Genomic DNA, 16,453 nt, shown 5'->3' with positions numbered 1-16,453 from the left:
CGCAGGGTGAGGGACGGGGGGAGGGAGGGGGAGGGTTCTCCCAGGTGCGACGCGTAGACTGGAACGGTCGGCTTCGGACAGCCGCGCGCTGCGCGGACGTTTTATCTGCATGAAGTGTGAGTCCAGGGCCGATGGTGAGCGTCCATCGACGCGCATGAACCATCACATGAATGGCCCCGGCCCGCGAGCGACCGGCACCCGTCTTCGAGGGTGCTCCGGCGTGCTGCCGTGCTGTTCTCGTGCGAGAACGAAAGACACAACCGTGCCCAAGAACAAGAAGCCCCAGGGCGGCCGCGCCGCCCGCAACTTCGAGCCGCGTTACGGCGCCAAGAAGACCTCCTTCCACGACCGGCACCACGGTGCGGGATCGCGCGATGCCGGCCGTGAAGACCGCGGCCGACAGGCGGATGCCGGTGACCGGCGCACCGCCGGTGGCTACGACCGTCGTCCCGGCAGCCGCAGCGCAGGACACCGCGGCTACCGCCCGGCCGAGGCCGAGACGGGTGCGCCGAAGCAGCGATGGGGCGCCGCCGAGCGCGCCGGCCGCGACGAGGCCCGCAGCATCCGCAACCGCGCCGGATCGGGCCGTCGCGAGGCGCCGCATCACCGGGACGAGCGACCGCGCTTCGATCGCGACGAGCGTCCGAACCGCGCGGGTGGGCGCCCTTCGTCTCGCTTCGCTCGCTCAGGAACCGCAGAAGGCCGCTCCGAGCGCCCGCGGTACGACGACCGCGGCGCCGAGCGCCCGCGGTACGACCGCGACGAGCGCCCGCGGTACAACGACCGTGGCGCCGAGCGTCCGCGCTTCGACCGCGACGAGCGTCCGAGCCGTGACGGTGGGCGCCCTTCGTCTCGCTTCGCTCGCTCAGGAACCGGGGAGGGACGCTCCGATCGCCCGCGGTACGGGGAAGGACGCTCCGAGCGCCCGCGGTACAACGACCGCGGCGCCGAGCGTCCCCGGTACGACGACCGCGCGGCATCCGACCGTTCGGAGCGCTCGTACGACGCCGACCGCGCCCGCCGCGCGTTCGACCGCGACCGCACGCAGCGGGCGTTCGACAGGGCTGCCGGCGAGCGTTCGCGGCCGTCGACCGGCGGTGCCTACCGCACCGAGCGTCCACGCCGCGACGAGCGTCCGCGTCGTGAGGAGCGCCCCGGCCGCAGCGACTGGAACGCCAAGCCCCAGGTGGCCTTCGAGCCGACCGACGATGTCGTGCACGAGCGTCTCGAGGCGAAGTCCGTCGCCGCGATCGAGGTCGACGGCGTGACCTTCGCAGACCTCGGCCTCGGCTCGAACATCGTCGAGACGCTGGCCAACATGGGGGCGGCGACACCGTTCCCGATCCAGGCGGCCAGCATCCCCGCCGTCCTGGGCGGGCGCGACGTGCTCGCGCGCGGCCGCACCGGATCGGGCAAGACCATCGCGTTCGGCGCCCCGCTCGTCGAGCGGGTGCTGCAGTCGCAGGCCGGCAAGCGCCGGGAGTTCGGGCGGTCGCCGCGCGCGATCATCCTCGCCCCGACCCGCGAGCTCGCCCTGCAGATCGACCGCACCATCCAGCCCATCGCCCGCAGCGTGGGTCTCTTCACCACGCAGATCTACGGCGGCGTGCCCCAGGGCCGTCAGGTGGGGGCTCTCAAGAAGGGCGTCGACATCGTCATCGGCACGCCGGGCCGCGTCGAGGATCTCATCAACCAGGGCAAGCTCGACCTCTCGGACTGCCGCATCGCGGTGCTCGACGAGGCCGACCACATGTGCGAGCTGGGCTTCGTGGAGCCGGTGCAGCGCATTCTGCGGCACACCGCGGAGGGCAGCCAGAAGCTGCTGTTCTCGGCGACGCTCGACCGCGAGGTCGCGGCTCTCGTCGATGAGTTCCTCGTCGATCCGGCCGTCTACGAGGTCGCCGGTGAGGACCAGGAGTCCAGCACGATCGAGCACCGCGTGCTCGTCATCGAGCACCGCGACAAGGCCGACATCCTCACGTCGCTCGTCGACCGCGAGGGCAAGACGCTGGTGTTCGCCCGCACCCGTGCGTACGCCGAGATGCTGGCGGAGCAGTTCGACGACGCCGGCATCCCCGCGGTCTCGCTGCACGGCGACCTCAACCAGGCCAAGCGCACGCGCAACCTCGAGCGGCTCACCTCGGGTCGCGTGAACGTGCTCGTCGCGACCGACGTCGCCGCCCGCGGCATCCATGTCGACGACATCGACCTGGTCGTGCAGGCCGACGCCCCCGACGAGTACAAGACGTACCTCCACCGGGCGGGCCGCACCGGCCGCGCGGGTCGCTCGGGACGCGTCGTCACGCTGATCACGCGGCAGCGCCAGCGCCGCATGACCGAGCTGCTCGACCGCGCCGAGATCGACGCGCCGTTCGAGAGCGCACGCCTCGACGACGACGTGATCGAGGAGATCGCCGGACGCGTGCCGACGGCCGAGGCACTCACCCGCTGAGTCCGCGCGCCTGAGGGGTCACGAAAGGCCGGGTCGGAACCATGCGACCCGGCCTTTTTCGACCCCTCGAGCGGTACGCGTGCGCTCTAGGCGAGCGCGTGCTCGTGGATCGCGCTGGTCACGGTGATGCCGTTCAGGTCGAGGTAGAGCATCTGCTCGGTCACGGTGACGGTGAGGGTGTTGCGGCGTTCGAGGTGCGGCACGAGCTGCTCGATGAACCCGGGGTCGAAGCTGAAGACCCGCAGGTCCTCGGAACGGTGGATGCGCTTGCCCTCCCACGGCAGCATCACCTTCGCCGGATCGCGATGCGTGTAGACGACGGTCCGTTCGGCGAGGCGGCTTCCGTAGTGCAGACGTTCCGCATCGGGGGCGCCGACCTCGATCCAGACCGTGATCGCTCCGGTGAGATCGCGGACGACCACGGCGGGCTCCTGGGTCTGCGAGATGCCGTCGCTGAAGGCGATGCCCTCGGTGTACTCGAGGTCGTAGGCAAGGATCCGCGTGAGCATGAAGGCGTCTGTCTCGGACGGATGCCGCGCGACCCGCAGCGAGAAGTCGTCGTAGACGCCGCGATCGGTGTCGGCGAGCTGCACGTCGAAGGTGTGGATGGTGGAGCCGGTCGCCATAGTCATCGAGCCTACGGGCCTGGGGCACCTGTCCCGAACGCCGGAGGGAGAGCGGATGCCGACGCCGCCCCTCGCACGTCAGAAGAGCATGGGCTGAGCCGGCGTAGTCGCGGCCGCGGGGCGGACGGCGCCCGTCGAACGGACCGTGGGCGCGAACGCGATGGACGACGTCGGCCTTCCCCTCTGGACGTGCCCCTCGCCCGACCGCGAACCGCGCTGGGGGTAGTCGTCCTCATGCCGACTGTCGAGGCCGTGCAGCCGGATGAGCGGGCGTGCGCGCTTCGCGAGCCACTGCCGGTACGGCTTGGGCGCTTCGACCGATGCGCCCGGGTAGAGGCCGCGGTACGACGACACGAGGTCCGGGCGATTCTCGTCCAGCCATCGGAAGAACCACGCCTTCACCCCCGGGCGCAGGTGCAGTGCTCCATAGATCACGCTGCGCGCCCCCGCCTCTCGGATCCTGGTCAGCGCCTGGTCGATGGCGTCGACCGAGTCGGTCATGTGAGGGAGGATCGGCATGAGGAAGACGGTCACGGGGAATCCGGCATCCGACAGCGCCTTCACCGTGTCGAGGCGCGCCTGCGTCGTGGGGGCGCCCGGCTCGATCGCCTTCTGCAGGTCGTCGTCGTACATCGCGATCGACATCTGCACGTCGACGGGCACGCGCTGCGCGGCGGTGACGAGCAGGGGGATGTCGCGGCGGATGAGCGTGCCCTTGGTGAGGATCGAGATCGGCGTTCCCGAGCGCGCCAGCGTCTCGATGATGCCGGGCATGAGCTTGTAGCGCCCCTCGGCCCGTTGATAGGGGTCGGTGTTCGTGCCGAGAGCGACGGTCTCGTGCTGCCAGCTGCCCTTGCGGAGCTCGCGCTCCAGCACCTCGACGACGTTCGTCTTGACGACGATCTGCGAGTCGAAGTCCGATCCCCCGTCGAGGTCGAGGTACTCGTGCGTGCCCCGGGCGAAGCAGTAGACGCAGGCATGCGAGCACCCGCGATAGGGATTGATCGTCCAGGCGAAGGGCATGCGCGAGGCGCCGGGCACGTGGTTGAGCGCCGACTTCGCCAGCACTTCATGGAACGTCATGCCGGCGAACTCGGGGGTCGTCACCGACCGCAGCATGCTCGACCGGTCTTCGAGACCGGGGAGTGCCGCGGCGTCCGTCGCGCCGACCGTTTGTCCGTGCCATCGCATACCGTTGATTCGAACATAAGGACGAAGCGGAGTCAAGCATGAGACGTAGATGCGTTCGAGTGCGACAATGGAAGGATGCACGACCTGCCGCACGCCCAGCATGCGGCCCCGCGCTCCCCGATCCGCGGACCGGCCCTGCCCATCGGAGTGGCGGTGACCGCGTTCGGCGTGCTGCTCTCGATCGCGACCGCGCCCGCGACGACGTCGTCCGAGTCCTCGGCGATGCCCGAGCCCGTGGCGGTGATGCAGGTGCCCAGTGTGGAGGTCGAGGCGACGACCGCCGCCGATCCGTGCGCCGAGGCGACGGTGCAGCAGGCGATCGCGGCGGGGGACGACGCCGCTACCATCGCGGCTTTCGGGGGCGGCGAGAGCTTCCGTGCGGCCGTGGTGGCGGGCAACGCCCCGTGCGTCTCGCTGAGCGACCCCGGCCGTGTGTGGGTGGTGGTCAACAAGGGGCGTCCGCTCGATCCGGCCGAGTTCGCCCCCGGCGGCCTGAGCGCGGTGCCGCTGCAGACGACCACCGCCTCGGGCGAGGTGCGGGCCGACGTCGCGGCGGCCGTCGGCCGCATGGCGGAGGCCGCCGAGGCCGCGGGGGTCGGGCGCATCGGCGCCAACAACGGCTACCGGTCGTACGGGCTGCAGGTCGCGACCTACGCCTCGCACGTCGAGGAGCAGGGGCAGATCGAGGCGGATGCCGGGTCGGCGCGTCCGGGTCACAGCGAGCACCAGACCGGACTCGCCATCGACGTGGTCGCGTGCGGAAGCGCCTGCGGGGGTCTCGACGGCTTCGGCGGGACGCCTCAGAGCGACTGGGTCGCGGCGCACGCGTGGGAGTTTGGCTTCGTCGTCCGCTACGAGCAGGTCGGGTCTGCGATCACCGGCTACGCACCCGAGCCCTGGCACCTCCGGTACATCGGAACGGACCTCGCCGCGGCCTATCACGCCGGCGGATTCCACACCCTCGAGGAGTTCTTCGGCCTCCCGCCCGCGCCCGATTACGCTCACTGAACGCCCGTCTGCGGCATCCCACAATCGCGGTACCCAGTACCACCCGGAGTGGGATGCATTCCCACAATCGCCTGTGCTCCCTCGCGCCCGCCGCCTAGAATCGCGGGAGCAACGACGCACAACACGTTCAGGAGGACGCGATGGAACGCGACATCTACGACGAGGATCACGAGGCCTTCCGCGACCTCGTCCGGGACTTCGCCAAGCGCTACATGACCAACGAGGCGATCGAGCGGTGGGACGCCGAGGGCGAGGTCGACCGCGCCACGATGCTCGCGGCGGGCGAGGCCGGGATCATCGGGCTCTCGGTCCCCGAGGAGTTCGGCGGCGCCGGGATGCTGCAGGACTACCGCTTCCGCGCGGTCGTGAACGAGGAGATCATCGCCGCCGGTGCGGGCTCGCTCGCCGGCGCCTTCGGCATCCAGGACGACCTGGCCATCCCCTACCTGGTGCACATGGGCACCCAGGAGCAGAAGGAGAAGTGGCTCCCGCGCATGGCGACCGGCGAGGTCGTCGGCGCGCTCGCGATGACCGAGCCCGGAGCGGGCAGTGACCTGCGCGGCATCAAGACCACGGCGAAGAAGGTCGACGGCGGCTACATCGTCAATGGCGCCAAGACCTTCATCTCGTCCGGCAAGACAGCCGACCTCGTCGTCACGTTCGTCAAGACGGGGGAGGGCAACCGTCCCGACGCCTTCAGCCTCGTGCTGCTCGAGAACGGCATGGAGGGCTTCGACCACGGCAAGAAGCTGAACAAGATGGGCTTCCACGGCCACGACACCGCAGAGCTGTCGTTCAGCGACGTCTTCGTCCCCGACGAGAACCTCATCGGCGGCAAGGAGGGCATGGGCTTCATCCAGCTGATGATGAACCTCCCCCTCGAGCGCCTCTCGATCGGCGTCGCGGGAGCCGCCGCCGCCCAGGCCGCCCTCGACTGGACCATCGCGTACACGAAGGATCGCGAAGCGTTCGGCGAGCGGATCATCGACTTCCAGAACACCCGCTTCAAGATCGCCGACATGGCCACGACGGTCGACGCGCTCTGGGCATACATCGACCGGGCCCTCCTCGCCTACAAGGACGGCCGGCTCTCCGCCGAGGAGGCGGCCAAGGTCAAGTTCTGGGCCACCGAGCGCGAGTGGGAGGTGCTCGACCTCGGCGTGCAGCTGCACGGAGGCTACGGGTACATCACGGAGTACCCGATCGCCCGCGCCTTCCTCGACGCTCGGGTGCACCGCATCTACGGCGGCACGAACGAGATCATGCGCGAGATCGTCGGTCGGCAGATCGCCGGCAAGCGCTGAGGTCACCTCGCACCCCGCGTGCGGGATCGACGAAGCACCCCTGGAGGCCTCTGGGGGTGCTTTTTCGATCCCTCAGCGAGTGACTTGTCCCTACGAGGGCGGCGGAGTGGGAGGGCGTGGAACCCGACAGCGGGTGCGCGGGAGAGAGGGGGCGTGAGGAAACAGCCGGTCAGAAGGGGATACGACGAGCGGATGCCGTGCGCGGGACATTTATGACGACTTGTCTCTTCATGGGATACATGTGCTGGCCCATGATCGATACATGTCCGGACAGGCGATGTCCGGCTCGGGGACGCAGAGGTCCCCGCACCCGCTCATCGAAGAGGCCGGAATGTCCCCGCTCACCCTGCAGCAGCTCGATCGTTCGTCGACCGCTCCGATCTGGTTCCAGATCATGCGCGCCGTCGAAGCCCAGATAGCCGAGGGCGTGTGGGCGCCGGGCGACCGCCTGCCGAGCGAGAGCGAGCTCCGCGCGCACTTCTCGGCCTCGCGCACCTCGGTGCGGGACGCGCTGTCCCGGTTGGAGAGCGCCGGCCTGATCTCGCGCCAGCAGGGCAAGGGCGCCTTCGTCGAGCGCACGCAGGGCCCCTCGGCGTGGACGCTGCCCTCCGCCCCGAGCCTGCTCGGCGAGTACAGCGAAGACGGCCGCAGCGCCCTCAGCTCCGAGATCCTCCGCGCCGGCATCGAGCCGCTGCCCTCGTGGGCCGCGGCGGTCGTCGGCCGGGACTCGCCCGACGGCATGGGCTTCGTGCTGGAGCGGGTGCGCGCGGTCGGGGCCCGCACGGCCGTGCACGTCATCAACTACCTCCCCACCCGGTTCGCCGGGGTGCTCCCCGACCTCCGCGACCCGCGGGCCAGCCTCTACGCCGCGATCACGCGGGTCACCGGGGTGCGCATCGCCCGGATGCACCGCACGATCGAGGCGGTCTCCGCCGATCGGATGCTGGCGGGCGTGCTCGAGGTCGAGCCGGGGCATCCGATCGTCGTCGTCGAAGCCGTCGCCTACGACCAGGGCGGCCAGCCCATCGACTTCTCCCGCGCGTCCGTGCGCACCGATCGTCTGCGCGTGAGCGTCGACACCGGGTTCGACGCGGCGGGCATCTCGAACGAGACGGCCTCCGGACGCTACCCCGCCGCCCTTCGCTGATCCTCCCGCCTGTCCCCTCGACCCTCCTGGAGTCCTGCACATGACCGACCACCGCATCCTCGTCATCGGCGACAGCTACATGACCGCCGACGTCTTCACCCGTGCCTTCGCCGCGCGGGGGATCGACGTCGACGCGGCGACGATGACCCTCGCGGAGCCGACGGGAGACACGTCGACGATCCGGGAGTTCGAAGGCGATCCCGCCGAGGTCGCGCGCCTCGGTGCGGGATACGACGTGATCGCGTTCCACGCCGCGCCGGTGACGGCCGAGGTGCTGGCGGCGCTGCCCGACCTGCGGCTGCTCGGCTGCGCTCGCGGCGGCCCCGTCAACGTCGATCTCGCGGCAGCCCGCGAGCGCGGCGTGCGGGTGACCACCACCCCGGGCAAGAACGCCGACGCGGTCGCCGACCTCACGATCGGGTTCCTCATCTCGCTCGTCCGCAACGTCCCGGCGTCGTTGCGCGACGTCGACGCCCGGGTGGCGGAAGGACGCCCGCTCGCGGAATCGACCTTCGAGGGCGCCCGCTGGTTCGGCCGGGAGGTCAAGGGCCTGCGGCTCGGCCTCATCGGCTACGGCAACGTCGCCCGGCTGGTCGCGGCCCGTGCTCGCGCGCTCGGTGCCACGATCACCGCCTACGACCCGTTCGTCGATCCGGCGTCCGTCACCGACGCGACGATCGTGTCGGACCTCGGGGAGCTGCTCGAGGGGAGCGACGTGGTCAGCGTCCACGCCCGTGCCACCGACGAGAACCGGCACATGATCGGCGCGGACGAGATCGCGCGGATGCCGGAGGGCGCGTTCCTCATCAACACCGCACGCGAGTCGCTGGTCGACGAGCAGGCGCTTCTCGACGCCCTCCGCTCGGGACATCTCGCCGGTGTCGCGCTCGACGTGAACGAGCCCGACGGTCCCTGGCGCGAGCTGGTGGCCGAGCCGAATCTCATCCTCACCCCGCACCTCGCGGGGGCGACGCACGAGACGCTCGCCCGTGGCGCCGACATGCTCGCGTCGGAGGTCGAGGCGTTCCTCACGGGAGGAGAGCTGCGATGGGAGCGCTGACCGACGTCTTCCTCGCCATCGACGCGGGCACCGGGTCGGCGCGTGCGCTGGCGTTCGACCTCGACGGACGCCTCGTGACGCAGGCGGCCCGCGAGTGGACCCACGTGGCCGTCCCCGGGCACCCCGGCGGCACCGTGTTCGACACGACGGGCGGATGGAGCGCCATCGCCGACGCCGTCTCGGAGGTGGTGTCCCGCCTGGGCGCGCGCCGCGTCGCCGCAGTCGCCGCGTCCAGCATGCGCGAGGGCTTCGTGCTCTCCGACGCCGACGGCGCCGAGATCTGGGCGTGCCCCAACACCGACGGCCGGGCGCGCGCCGAGGCCGCCGAGCTGGTGGCGGAGGGCGTCGCGGACGAGGTGTACCGCACGGCGGGCGATTGGGTGTCGATCACGGCTCCGGCCCGTCTGAGGTGGATCGCCCGTTACCATCCGGAGGTGCTCGCCCGCGCCCGGCACTTCGGGATGCTGAGCGACTGGGTGACCACGCGCCTGACCGGCGAGTTCGTCACCGAGCCGACCTGCGGATCGAGCTCTGCGCTCTTCGACCTGCGCGCGCGGGACTGGTCGGACGACCTGGCGGGCCTCGTGGGGATCGACCGGCGGATCCTCCCGCCCGTCGTGGCCTGCGGCGACGTCGTCGGCAGCGTGACGGCGGAGGCGTCGGCCGCCACCGGGCTGCCGGTCGGCACGCCCGTCGTCGCCGGGGGCGCCGACACCCAGCTGGCGCTGCACGGCATCGCGGCGCGGGAGGGTCTGCCGACGATCGTCGCCGGCACGTTCTGGCAGACGACCGCCGTCGTGGCGGAACCGCTCATCGACCCCGAGCGGCGGCTGCGCACGCTCTGCCACGTCGACCCGGGCACGTGGATGATCGAGGGCATCGGCTTCCTCTCCGGACTCGCCATGCGGTGGTTCCGCGACGCGATGTGCCCCGACGCCGCCGACCTCGGCCGCGCCTCGGGCACCTCCGCCTTCGCGGTGATGGAGCAGTGGGCCGCCGAGGTGCCGCCCGGCGCCAACGGCATCGTCGCCACGATGGCGAACGTCATGCAGGCGGACGCCTGGCACCACGCGGCACCCGCCTTCGTCGGCTTCGACATCAACGACGCGGCGGCATCCTCGCGCGGGGCGTTCGTCCGCGCGATCGAGGAGTCCGCGGCCATCGTCGCCCGCGCCCACCTCGACATCCTGTCGTCGCTCACCTCCGGCCGGGCGGTCGCGGAAGGGGCCGTCACGTTCACCGGCGGATCCAGCGCCGGGGCGCTCTGGCCGAGCATCATCGCCGGGGTCACGGGCCTGGACACGCACGTCACGCCCGCCCCCGAGGCGACGTCCTACGGCGCCGCCCGGCTCGCGGCATCCGGAGTCGGCGCCGCGCTGGCCCCGATGGCCGAGGCCGAGCGCGTCGAACGCGTCGACCCCCGCGAACACGAGCGGTATCGCGCCGTGACCGAGCGCTGGCACCGGGTGTACCGCGACGTCCTGTCGATCTCCGGTTCCGACCTCACCCCGCTCTTCACCCCTCCCGGGGCCGCCCGCGGCCCCCTCGACCCGATCCCCACCCGACTCTCGACCGTCGGCCACGCCGGCTGACGACCACCAGAAGGAGACACCATGGCAGACCTCGAGGGCAACGCCGCAGCCAAGAAGTTCCACGCCGAGACGCCCGGCGTCCGGTTCTCGCACAACATCCGCGGGGCCGCGAACCTCGACTGGGGCATGCAGAACCGGCTCTCGCGCATCCTCGACCCGGAGACGGGCCGCACGGTGATGCTCGCGTTCGACCACGGCTACTTCCAGGGCCCGACCTCCGGCCTCGAGCGCATCGACCTGAACATCGCACCGCTGGCCGAGCACGCCGACGCCCTGATGTGCACCCGCGGGGCGCTGCGGACCTCGGTGCCGCCGGCGACGCGTGCGGGCCTCGTCCTGCGCGCCTCGGGCGGACCGTCGATCCTCAAAGACCTCTCCGACGAGTACACGGCGATGGCGATGGAGGATGCCGTGCGCATCAACGCCGACGCGGTGGCGGTGCAGGTCTTCGTCGGAGGCGAGCACGAGAGCCGCAGCATCCGCAATCTCACCACGCTCGTCGACCAAGGCTACGACGCCGGCATCCCGGTGCTCGGCGTGACGGCCGTGGGCAAGGAGCTCGTGCGGGATGCCCGCTACCTCGGCCTCGCGACCCGCATCATCGCCGAGCTCGGCGCCCAGCTCGTGAAGACGTACTACTGCGAGGAGGGTTTCGAGGACGTCGTCGCCGGCTGCCCGGTGCCCGTCATCATGGCCGGGGGCAAGAAGCTCCCCGAGCTCGAGGCGCTGACGATGGCCTCGAACGCGGTGCGCGCCGGTGCCGCCGGAGTCGACATGGGCCGCAACATCTTCCAGAGCGCGGCCCCCGCGGCGATGATGCGCGCGGTCCGCGCCGTCGTGCAGGACGACGTCGACCCCGCGGAGGCGTACGACCTGTTCCGCGAGGCGAGCGACGAGCGGGTGCTCGCATGAGCGCCGACGTGCTGCGCACCGCGGACGCCGAGCTGCGGTTCGGCGACTGGGGACCCGGCTACCTCGCCCAGGGCGAGGACGCGGCGTTCGGCGTCGTGGTGCTCCGCCCCGGCGACGAGTTCGCCAACCACCTGCACGAGCACCACACCGAGTCGTTCGTGGTGATCGAGGGCAGCGCCGAGATCTGGCTCGACCGCGACACCCGCCGGGTCGTCACGGTGGGCGACGTGCTCCGCGCCGAGCCGCACGAGGAACACTTCGTGCGCAACCCCTTCGACGAGACCTTCCGCGCCGTCTTCGTGAAGACGCCGTGGGTCGACGGCGACAAGGTCGACCGTCCCTGGACGCCGGTCGACCGGCCCGCGTCGTGATCCTGCAACACCCCCACCCGAACAAGATCGAAAGGACAGCACCATGAGCAGGCAAAGACGCTCCTCATCCTCCGCACGTCTCACACGGCGCGCCCTGCCCGTCGTCGCCCTGGCCTCCATCGCGGGCCTCGTGCTCGCCGGTTGCGGCGGCGACTCGGGAGGCTCCTCCGGCGACGGCGGCGACAAGACCCTCAAGGTCCTCATCGCGGCCCCTCAGGAGGGCGCGGGCAAGATCCTCGAAGAGGACTTCGAAGCCGAGACCGGCGTCGAGGTCGAGGTCGAGGTCGTCCCCTACGACCAGATCCAGACGAAGGCGATCCTCGACGCGCAGTCGGGCACGAACAACTACGACGTCATCCAGTACTGGTACACGTCGGTCGGCGCGCTCGCCGACGCGGGAGCGCTCGCCGACATCACCGAGTGGGTCGACACCGACGAGGACATCGACTCGTCGGACTTCATCGAGGCGATCTTCGGCCCCTACTCGCAGTACGAGGGCGCGACCTACGGTCTGCCCATCGACGGCGACACCCACGTGCTCTTCTACAACAAGGCGATCTTCGAGCGGAACGGCGTCACGGTGCCGACCACGTGGGACGAGTACGTCGAGGTCTCCAAGAAGATCACGGACGCCGAGAAGGCGAACGGCGTCTACGGCAACGCGCTGCTCGGCTCGAAGAGCGCGTTCAACATCGGGTCGACGTTCTTCAACCGGCTCGCCACGATGTCGCCCGACCCGATCGACCCGCAGATGCCGCAGCTCGACACCGAGTACGCGGTCGCCGCCGCCCAGTCGATGCTGGACGCGGCGCCCTCGGCCCTGCCGAGCCCGCTCGAGATCGGCTTCGAGCAGGCCCTGCCGCAGTTCCTCTCGGGCTCGGTCGGAATGATCGAGTTCTGGACGGATCTCGGCGTCTTCGCGCAGGATCCGGAGCAGTCGAAGATCGTCGACGGCTGGGGGGTGGCGCCGCTGCCGGTGGGCCCGGAGGGCAAGGTCTCGGCCGCGCTCAACGCCGGATGGGCGATGGGCATCAGCCCGAACGCCAGCGATGAGGACCTCGCCAAGCAGTTCGTGGCCTTCGCCTCGTCGAAGGAGACCAATGAGAAACTCATCACCACGACCGGCTCGGGAGTCGACCCCACGCGCACGTCGACCCTCGAGAGCCAGGAGTACATCGACTTCGCGCCCGAGGTGTCGGCCGTCGCCGCCGAGGTGCTCCCGAACGCGCAGTCGTGGCCCACCTCGCCGCAGGCGCCGGAGATGATCCAGTCGCTGAGCGACAACCTCGCGCTGATGCTGCAGGGCAGCCTCACCGCCGAACAGGCGATGCAGCAGACCTGGGACACCTGGCAGTCCCTGGCCGACTGACACCGCGTCGAACCCACCCGAAAGGATCGCTCATGTCGCACCCCGTCGCCGTCCGACGCCGCGCCCGCCGCGGAGCGTGGACAGGGCGCGCCCTGCTCGCGCCGGCCGTCCTCGCGCTCGTGATCATCGCGATCTACCCGCTGGGCTACATCATCGCCGCCTCCTTCTCGGAGTCGTCGCTGGGGCGCCCGTTCTCGGACTGGGTCGGGTTCGACAACTTCGCGGCGCTGCTGGGGGACGGGGTCACCCTCCCGTCCCTCGGCAGGTCGCTAATGTTCGCCCTCCCGTCTGCGCTCATCGCGCTCGTCGCCGGGCTCGTGGTGGCCCTGTCGCTCGACGCCGCGGTCAAGGGCGGGCGCATCATCCGCGTGCTGCTCCTGCTTCCCCTGATGACCCCGCCCGTGATGGCGGGCGTCATCTGGAAGCTCATGCTCGCCCCGACCGGCGGCCTGCTCAACAACATCGGCCAGTCCTTCGCGCCGGGGTCCGAGCCGTTCCTGTTCCTCGGGTCGAGCCCGGCGGCCATGATCTCGGTCATCGTCGTGGACGCGTGGCAGTGGACGCCGTTCTGCGTCCTGCTCGTCTTCGCCGCGCTGCAGACGCTCCCCACCGAGGTGTACGAGGCGTCGCAGGTCGACGGCGCGGGGGTGTGGCAGACGTTCTGGCGCATCACGTTCCCCCTGGTGCTGCCGAGCCTCGTCACCGTCCTGCTGCTGAAGCTCGTCGTCTCGTTCAAGGTGTTCGACCTCGTGTTCATCATGACCAGCGGAGGGCCGGGCTTCGACACCACGGTCAGCAGCTTCGAGATCTACCGCACCGGACTCCAGACCTTCGACGTGGGGGCGGCGGCCGCGCAGACGATCGCCTTCCTCGTGCTGGTCACCATCGTCATCCTGCCGCTCAACGCCGTCCGGCAGCGCCTGCACAGGGAGAGCTGACATGTCGCTCGCATTCCGCACCTCCGACCGCGTCGACGACGACGCGACCGCCACCCTCGTCGTCCCCGATGCGCGCCGCCGCCGTCGGCGCAGCCGGACGTCGAGCATCTCGCGGCCCGGCCGCCCCGCCCTCGCGGTCACCGTCGTCAAGTGGGTCGTGATCGTCGTCGCGATCGCCCTGGCGCTGCTGCCGGTGCTCTACATGGTCGGCATGTCGTTCAAGAGCCCGGACGACATCCTGTCGACCCGCATCCTCCCGTCGCGGCTGGCGTTCGAGAACTGGACCGCCGCGTTCGAGAACTGGCCGATCCTCACGTATCTCCGCAACTCGCTGGGCGCGGCGCTGGTCGCCGTGCTCGTCGCCCTGCTCGTGTCGATCCCGGCGAACTACGCCATGGCCCGGCTGCGTGCCGGCGGCTCGCAGACGCTCGGGCTGATCGTCTCGGCCTACGTGGCGCCGCCGATCGTCGCGATCATCCCGCTCTTCGTGCTGGTGCGCACCGCGGGGCTGATGGACTCCGTCGTCGGACTCGGGATCGTCGAAGGGCTGCTGCTGACCCCGGTCGCGGTGTGGCTGCTCGACGGCTTCTTCCGGTCGATCCCCTTCGAGATCGACGAGGCGGCGCAGATCGACGGATGCGGTCCGCTGCGCACGCTCTGGTCGGTGATCCTGCCGCTGACCGCTCCCGGGATCGTCGCGGTGTCGATCATCGTGTTCATCCTCGCGTACAACGACTTCCTGATCCCCCTGCTGCTGACGCAGAGCCTCGACTCCCAGACGCTCCCGGTGGGCATCGCCCTCATGCAGGGCGGTCGCGAGGTCATGTTCGGGCAGATGGCCGCCGCCAGCCTGGCCGGTCTCATCCCGATCTACCTCCTCGCGCTCTTCCTGCAGAAGTGGCTCGTGGGCGGGCTGACCCAGGGCAGCGTGAAGTAGAGGCGACTGACGCGTCGTCGACGCCGGCGCGCGGGTCCGCTATCGCCGGCGGCCGACCCCGGCGCGGTGCAGACGATCGGCGAGGAGGATGCCGAGGGCCGTCGCTCCCACGCAGCTGACGATCGTCACCGCGAAGAAGAGCGCCTGATAGGCGATCCCGGTGCTGCCGAGGTCGAACCAGGCCCAGGCCGAGATCGGGTACACGATGCCCGCGGCGACCGCTCCGACGTAGTGCAACCAGGTGCCCCAGTACCGCCAGAGGACGAAGAGGAACGGCAGCTCCGTGAACGCCGCCCACCAGAGGTTCGTGAGCACGCTCGAGAACCCGTAGCCGGAGAACGGCACCATCACGAGACCGGCGATGAGCGCGACCAGGAGTCCCACGAGCGGGCGTCGGAGCAGCCGCAGGGCGATCACCGACGGCAACAGCCAGAGCCCGGCGAGCCCCATGCCGAGGAACGACGCCGGGCCGACGGTGAGCAGGGTCGAGAGCCAGTTCGCGGGTGCCAGTACGACCGCCCCCGCGACGCCCAGGGCAGCGCAGGTCAACAGCAGCGCGGTGGGGAACCGGAACCGATTCGGCGAGGGACCGCGGCGCGCGGCATCCTCCGACGCCGGGTAGGTCGCGCCGACGGCATCCGTCCCGGTCATCGCCGGGGCTCCGCCGCCGCCTCGCGGGCGGCCTTGGACGAGGGCGACGCGGCCCCGACCTTCCAGTAGCCGCAGAAGCTCACGGCGCCCTTGTCGACGCCGCGCTCGCCGACGAGCAGCTTGCGCACGCCCGAGGCGAGCGACTGCTCGCCCGCCGCGTACGCGTGGAACGGCGCCGGCGGCAGCTCCTGCTCGGCGACGCGCTCGAGAGCGAGGACTCCGGGCTGCGCGTCGTGCGGGCGCACGATCCATTCGACGGCGAGTCCTTCCGGGTGGGGGAACGCGAGGGCGTCGTCCGGCGACGGCACCTCGATGAGCGCCGTGCCGGTCGCGGATGCCGGGAGCGATGCGGCGATCGAGGCGATCGCGGGAAGCGCCGTCTCGTCACCCACGAGCAGCACGCGGTCGGTGCCGCGCTCGGGGTTGAACGTCAGCCCCTCGTCGATGAGGAGGACGTGCTCGCCGGGCTCGCAGATCTCGGCCCACCGGGATGCCGGTCCGGCCGTGCCGTCGGCCGCCGAGCCGTGCAGCACGAAGTCCACGTCGATCTCGGCGCCCCGCTCGACCGTGGCCGGCCGGTACGCGCGGACGCTGTAGTTGCGCATGACCGGACGCTCGCCGTCGGGGATCCGCAGGAACTTCAGGTAGCCGAACATCCGGTTCGCCTTCGCCGGCACGCGCTCGAGCCCGGCGTCGCCGCCGATCGGCAGGAACAGCCGGAACCACTGGTCGAACCCCATCGGACGGAACTTCGCGATGTCGCCGCCGCCCAGCGTCACGCGCATCCAGTGCTCCGACAATCGCTCGGTGCGCAGCACCGTCAGGTGCAGCAGTTCTGCGGATTCGGGCTTCACGAGCTTGCTGAACGCCATGCGATCGCCTTTCGGTGGGGACG

At 70.8% G+C, this 16,453-nt stretch carries 15 protein-coding genes; 11 read left to right on the top strand and 4 right to left on the bottom strand.

Annotation, left to right across the window (positions count from 1 at the left end):
- Positions 1-262 precede the first annotated feature (262 nt).
- Entirely contained in the window at positions 263-2,452 is a 2,190-nt protein-coding gene (locus AB3M82_RS06005; RefSeq protein ID WP_412956280.1) for a DEAD/DEAH box helicase, read from the top strand.
- Between the two features lie 86 nt (positions 2,453-2,538).
- On the opposite strand, the gene AB3M82_RS06000 is transcribed toward AB3M82_RS06005, so the two are convergent.
- Positions 2,539-3,078, bottom strand: coding sequence for a YaeQ family protein (locus tag AB3M82_RS06000; RefSeq protein ID WP_412958014.1), 540 nt, complete (start codon positions 3,076-3,078; stop codon positions 2,539-2,541).
- A 78-nt stretch (positions 3,079-3,156) separates the two neighbouring features.
- Positions 3,157-4,269, bottom strand: a complete 1,113-nt coding sequence (locus AB3M82_RS05995) for an Rv2578c family radical SAM protein (RefSeq protein WP_412956279.1) — start codon at positions 4,267-4,269, stop codon at positions 3,157-3,159.
- Positions 4,270-4,344: 75 nt separating this feature from the next.
- On the opposite strand from AB3M82_RS05995, the gene AB3M82_RS05990 reads away from it, so the two are divergent.
- The 10 genes from AB3M82_RS05990 to AB3M82_RS05945 all read left to right on the top strand — a co-directional run bounded on the left by AB3M82_RS05990 (position 4,345) and on the right by AB3M82_RS05945 (position 14,907).
- Positions 4,345-5,277 carry a M15 family metallopeptidase gene (locus AB3M82_RS05990; RefSeq protein WP_412956277.1) on the top strand — a complete coding sequence of 311 codons (933 nt, stop codon included), beginning with the start codon at positions 4,345-4,347 and terminating at the stop codon, positions 5,275-5,277.
- Positions 5,278-5,417: 140 nt separating this feature from the next.
- The gene (locus AB3M82_RS05985; RefSeq protein ID WP_412956276.1) at positions 5,418-6,581 is read left to right on the top strand and encodes an acyl-CoA dehydrogenase family protein; all 1,164 of its coding nucleotides are present in this window, start codon (positions 5,418-5,420) and stop codon (positions 6,579-6,581) included.
- A gap of 331 nt (positions 6,582-6,912) precedes the next feature.
- Complete coding sequence (locus tag AB3M82_RS05980; protein WP_412956275.1) at positions 6,913-7,728, top strand: GntR family transcriptional regulator; 816 nt, start codon at positions 6,913-6,915, stop codon at positions 7,726-7,728.
- A 40-nt stretch (positions 7,729-7,768) separates the two neighbouring features.
- Positions 7,769-8,788 (top strand): NAD(P)-dependent oxidoreductase, encoded by a 1,020-nt coding sequence (locus tag AB3M82_RS05975; RefSeq protein WP_412956273.1) that lies wholly within the window; start codon positions 7,769-7,771, stop codon positions 8,786-8,788.
- Complete coding sequence (locus tag AB3M82_RS05970; protein ID WP_412956272.1) at positions 8,776-10,380, top strand: FGGY family carbohydrate kinase; 1,605 nt, start codon at positions 8,776-8,778, stop codon at positions 10,378-10,380. The genes AB3M82_RS05975 and AB3M82_RS05970 overlap by 13 nt, the downstream gene beginning before the upstream one ends.
- Positions 10,381-10,401: 21 nt before the next feature.
- Positions 10,402-11,292, top strand: coding sequence for a 3-hydroxy-5-phosphonooxypentane-2,4-dione thiolase (lsrF, locus tag AB3M82_RS05965; RefSeq protein WP_412956271.1), 891 nt, complete (start codon positions 10,402-10,404; stop codon positions 11,290-11,292).
- On the top strand, positions 11,289-11,663 hold the full coding sequence (locus AB3M82_RS05960) for a cupin domain-containing protein (protein ID WP_412956270.1): 375 nt from the start codon (positions 11,289-11,291) through the stop codon (positions 11,661-11,663). Before lsrF ends, AB3M82_RS05960 begins: the two co-directional genes overlap by 4 nt.
- Positions 11,664-11,706: 43 nt before the next feature.
- On the top strand, positions 11,707-13,032 hold the full coding sequence (locus AB3M82_RS05955; protein WP_412956269.1) for an ABC transporter substrate-binding protein: 1,326 nt from the start codon (positions 11,707-11,709) through the stop codon (positions 13,030-13,032).
- A gap of 32 nt (positions 13,033-13,064) precedes the next feature.
- Positions 13,065-13,970, top strand: a complete 906-nt coding sequence (locus AB3M82_RS05950) for a carbohydrate ABC transporter permease (protein WP_412956267.1) — start codon at positions 13,065-13,067, stop codon at positions 13,968-13,970.
- Between the two features lies 1 nt (position 13,971).
- Entirely contained in the window at positions 13,972-14,907 is a 936-nt protein-coding gene (locus AB3M82_RS05945) for a carbohydrate ABC transporter permease (protein WP_412956266.1), read from the top strand.
- Positions 14,908-14,946: 39 nt separating this feature from the next.
- Here the strand turns inward: AB3M82_RS05945 and AB3M82_RS05940 are convergent, their stop codons facing one another.
- A complete protein-coding gene (locus tag AB3M82_RS05940; RefSeq protein WP_412956265.1) occupies positions 14,947-15,558 on the bottom strand; it encodes an ECF transporter S component in 612 nt (203 codons plus the stop codon).
- Complete coding sequence (locus AB3M82_RS05935) at positions 15,555-16,430, bottom strand: siderophore-interacting protein (RefSeq protein ID WP_412956263.1); 876 nt, start codon at positions 16,428-16,430, stop codon at positions 15,555-15,557. The genes AB3M82_RS05940 and AB3M82_RS05935 overlap by 4 nt, the downstream gene beginning before the upstream one ends.
- Positions 16,431-16,453 lie beyond the last annotated feature (23 nt).

This window comes from Microbacterium californiense, from assembly GCF_047246625.1.
In the GTDB taxonomy this organism is placed as follows: domain Bacteria; phylum Actinomycetota; class Actinomycetes; order Actinomycetales; family Microbacteriaceae; genus Microbacterium.
The sequence above is the reverse complement of the archived record's forward strand: the minus strand, read 5'-3'. Positions and strand labels throughout refer to the sequence as shown.

Bases quoted from the DNA above. Each gene is read 5' to 3' on its own strand.
- AB3M82_RS06000 (WP_412958014.1), bottom strand. From the start codon at position 3,078: ATGGCGACCGGCTCCACCATCCACACCTTCGACGTGCAGCTCGCCGAC.
- AB3M82_RS05995 (WP_412956279.1), bottom strand. From the start codon at position 4,269: ATGCGATGGCACGGACAAACGGTCGGCGCGACGGACGCCGCGGCACTC.
- AB3M82_RS05990 (WP_412956277.1), top strand. From the start codon at position 4,345: ATGCACGACCTGCCGCACGCCCAGCATGCGGCCCCGCGCTCCCCGATC.
- AB3M82_RS05985 (WP_412956276.1), top strand. From the start codon at position 5,418: ATGGAACGCGACATCTACGACGAGGATCACGAGGCCTTCCGCGACCTC.
- AB3M82_RS05980 (WP_412956275.1), top strand. From the start codon at position 6,913: ATGTCCCCGCTCACCCTGCAGCAGCTCGATCGTTCGTCGACCGCTCCG.
- AB3M82_RS05975 (WP_412956273.1), top strand. From the start codon at position 7,769: ATGACCGACCACCGCATCCTCGTCATCGGCGACAGCTACATGACCGCC.
- AB3M82_RS05970 (WP_412956272.1), top strand. From the start codon at position 8,776: ATGGGAGCGCTGACCGACGTCTTCCTCGCCATCGACGCGGGCACCGGG.
- lsrF (WP_412956271.1), top strand. From the start codon at position 10,402: ATGGCAGACCTCGAGGGCAACGCCGCAGCCAAGAAGTTCCACGCCGAG.
- AB3M82_RS05960 (WP_412956270.1), top strand. From the start codon at position 11,289: ATGAGCGCCGACGTGCTGCGCACCGCGGACGCCGAGCTGCGGTTCGGC.
- AB3M82_RS05955 (WP_412956269.1), top strand. From the start codon at position 11,707: ATGAGCAGGCAAAGACGCTCCTCATCCTCCGCACGTCTCACACGGCGC.
- AB3M82_RS05950 (WP_412956267.1), top strand. From the start codon at position 13,065: ATGTCGCACCCCGTCGCCGTCCGACGCCGCGCCCGCCGCGGAGCGTGG.
- AB3M82_RS05945 (WP_412956266.1), top strand. From the start codon at position 13,972: ATGTCGCTCGCATTCCGCACCTCCGACCGCGTCGACGACGACGCGACC.
- AB3M82_RS05940 (WP_412956265.1), bottom strand. From the start codon at position 15,558: ATGACCGGGACGGATGCCGTCGGCGCGACCTACCCGGCGTCGGAGGAT.
- AB3M82_RS05935 (WP_412956263.1), bottom strand. From the start codon at position 16,430: ATGGCGTTCAGCAAGCTCGTGAAGCCCGAATCCGCAGAACTGCTGCAC.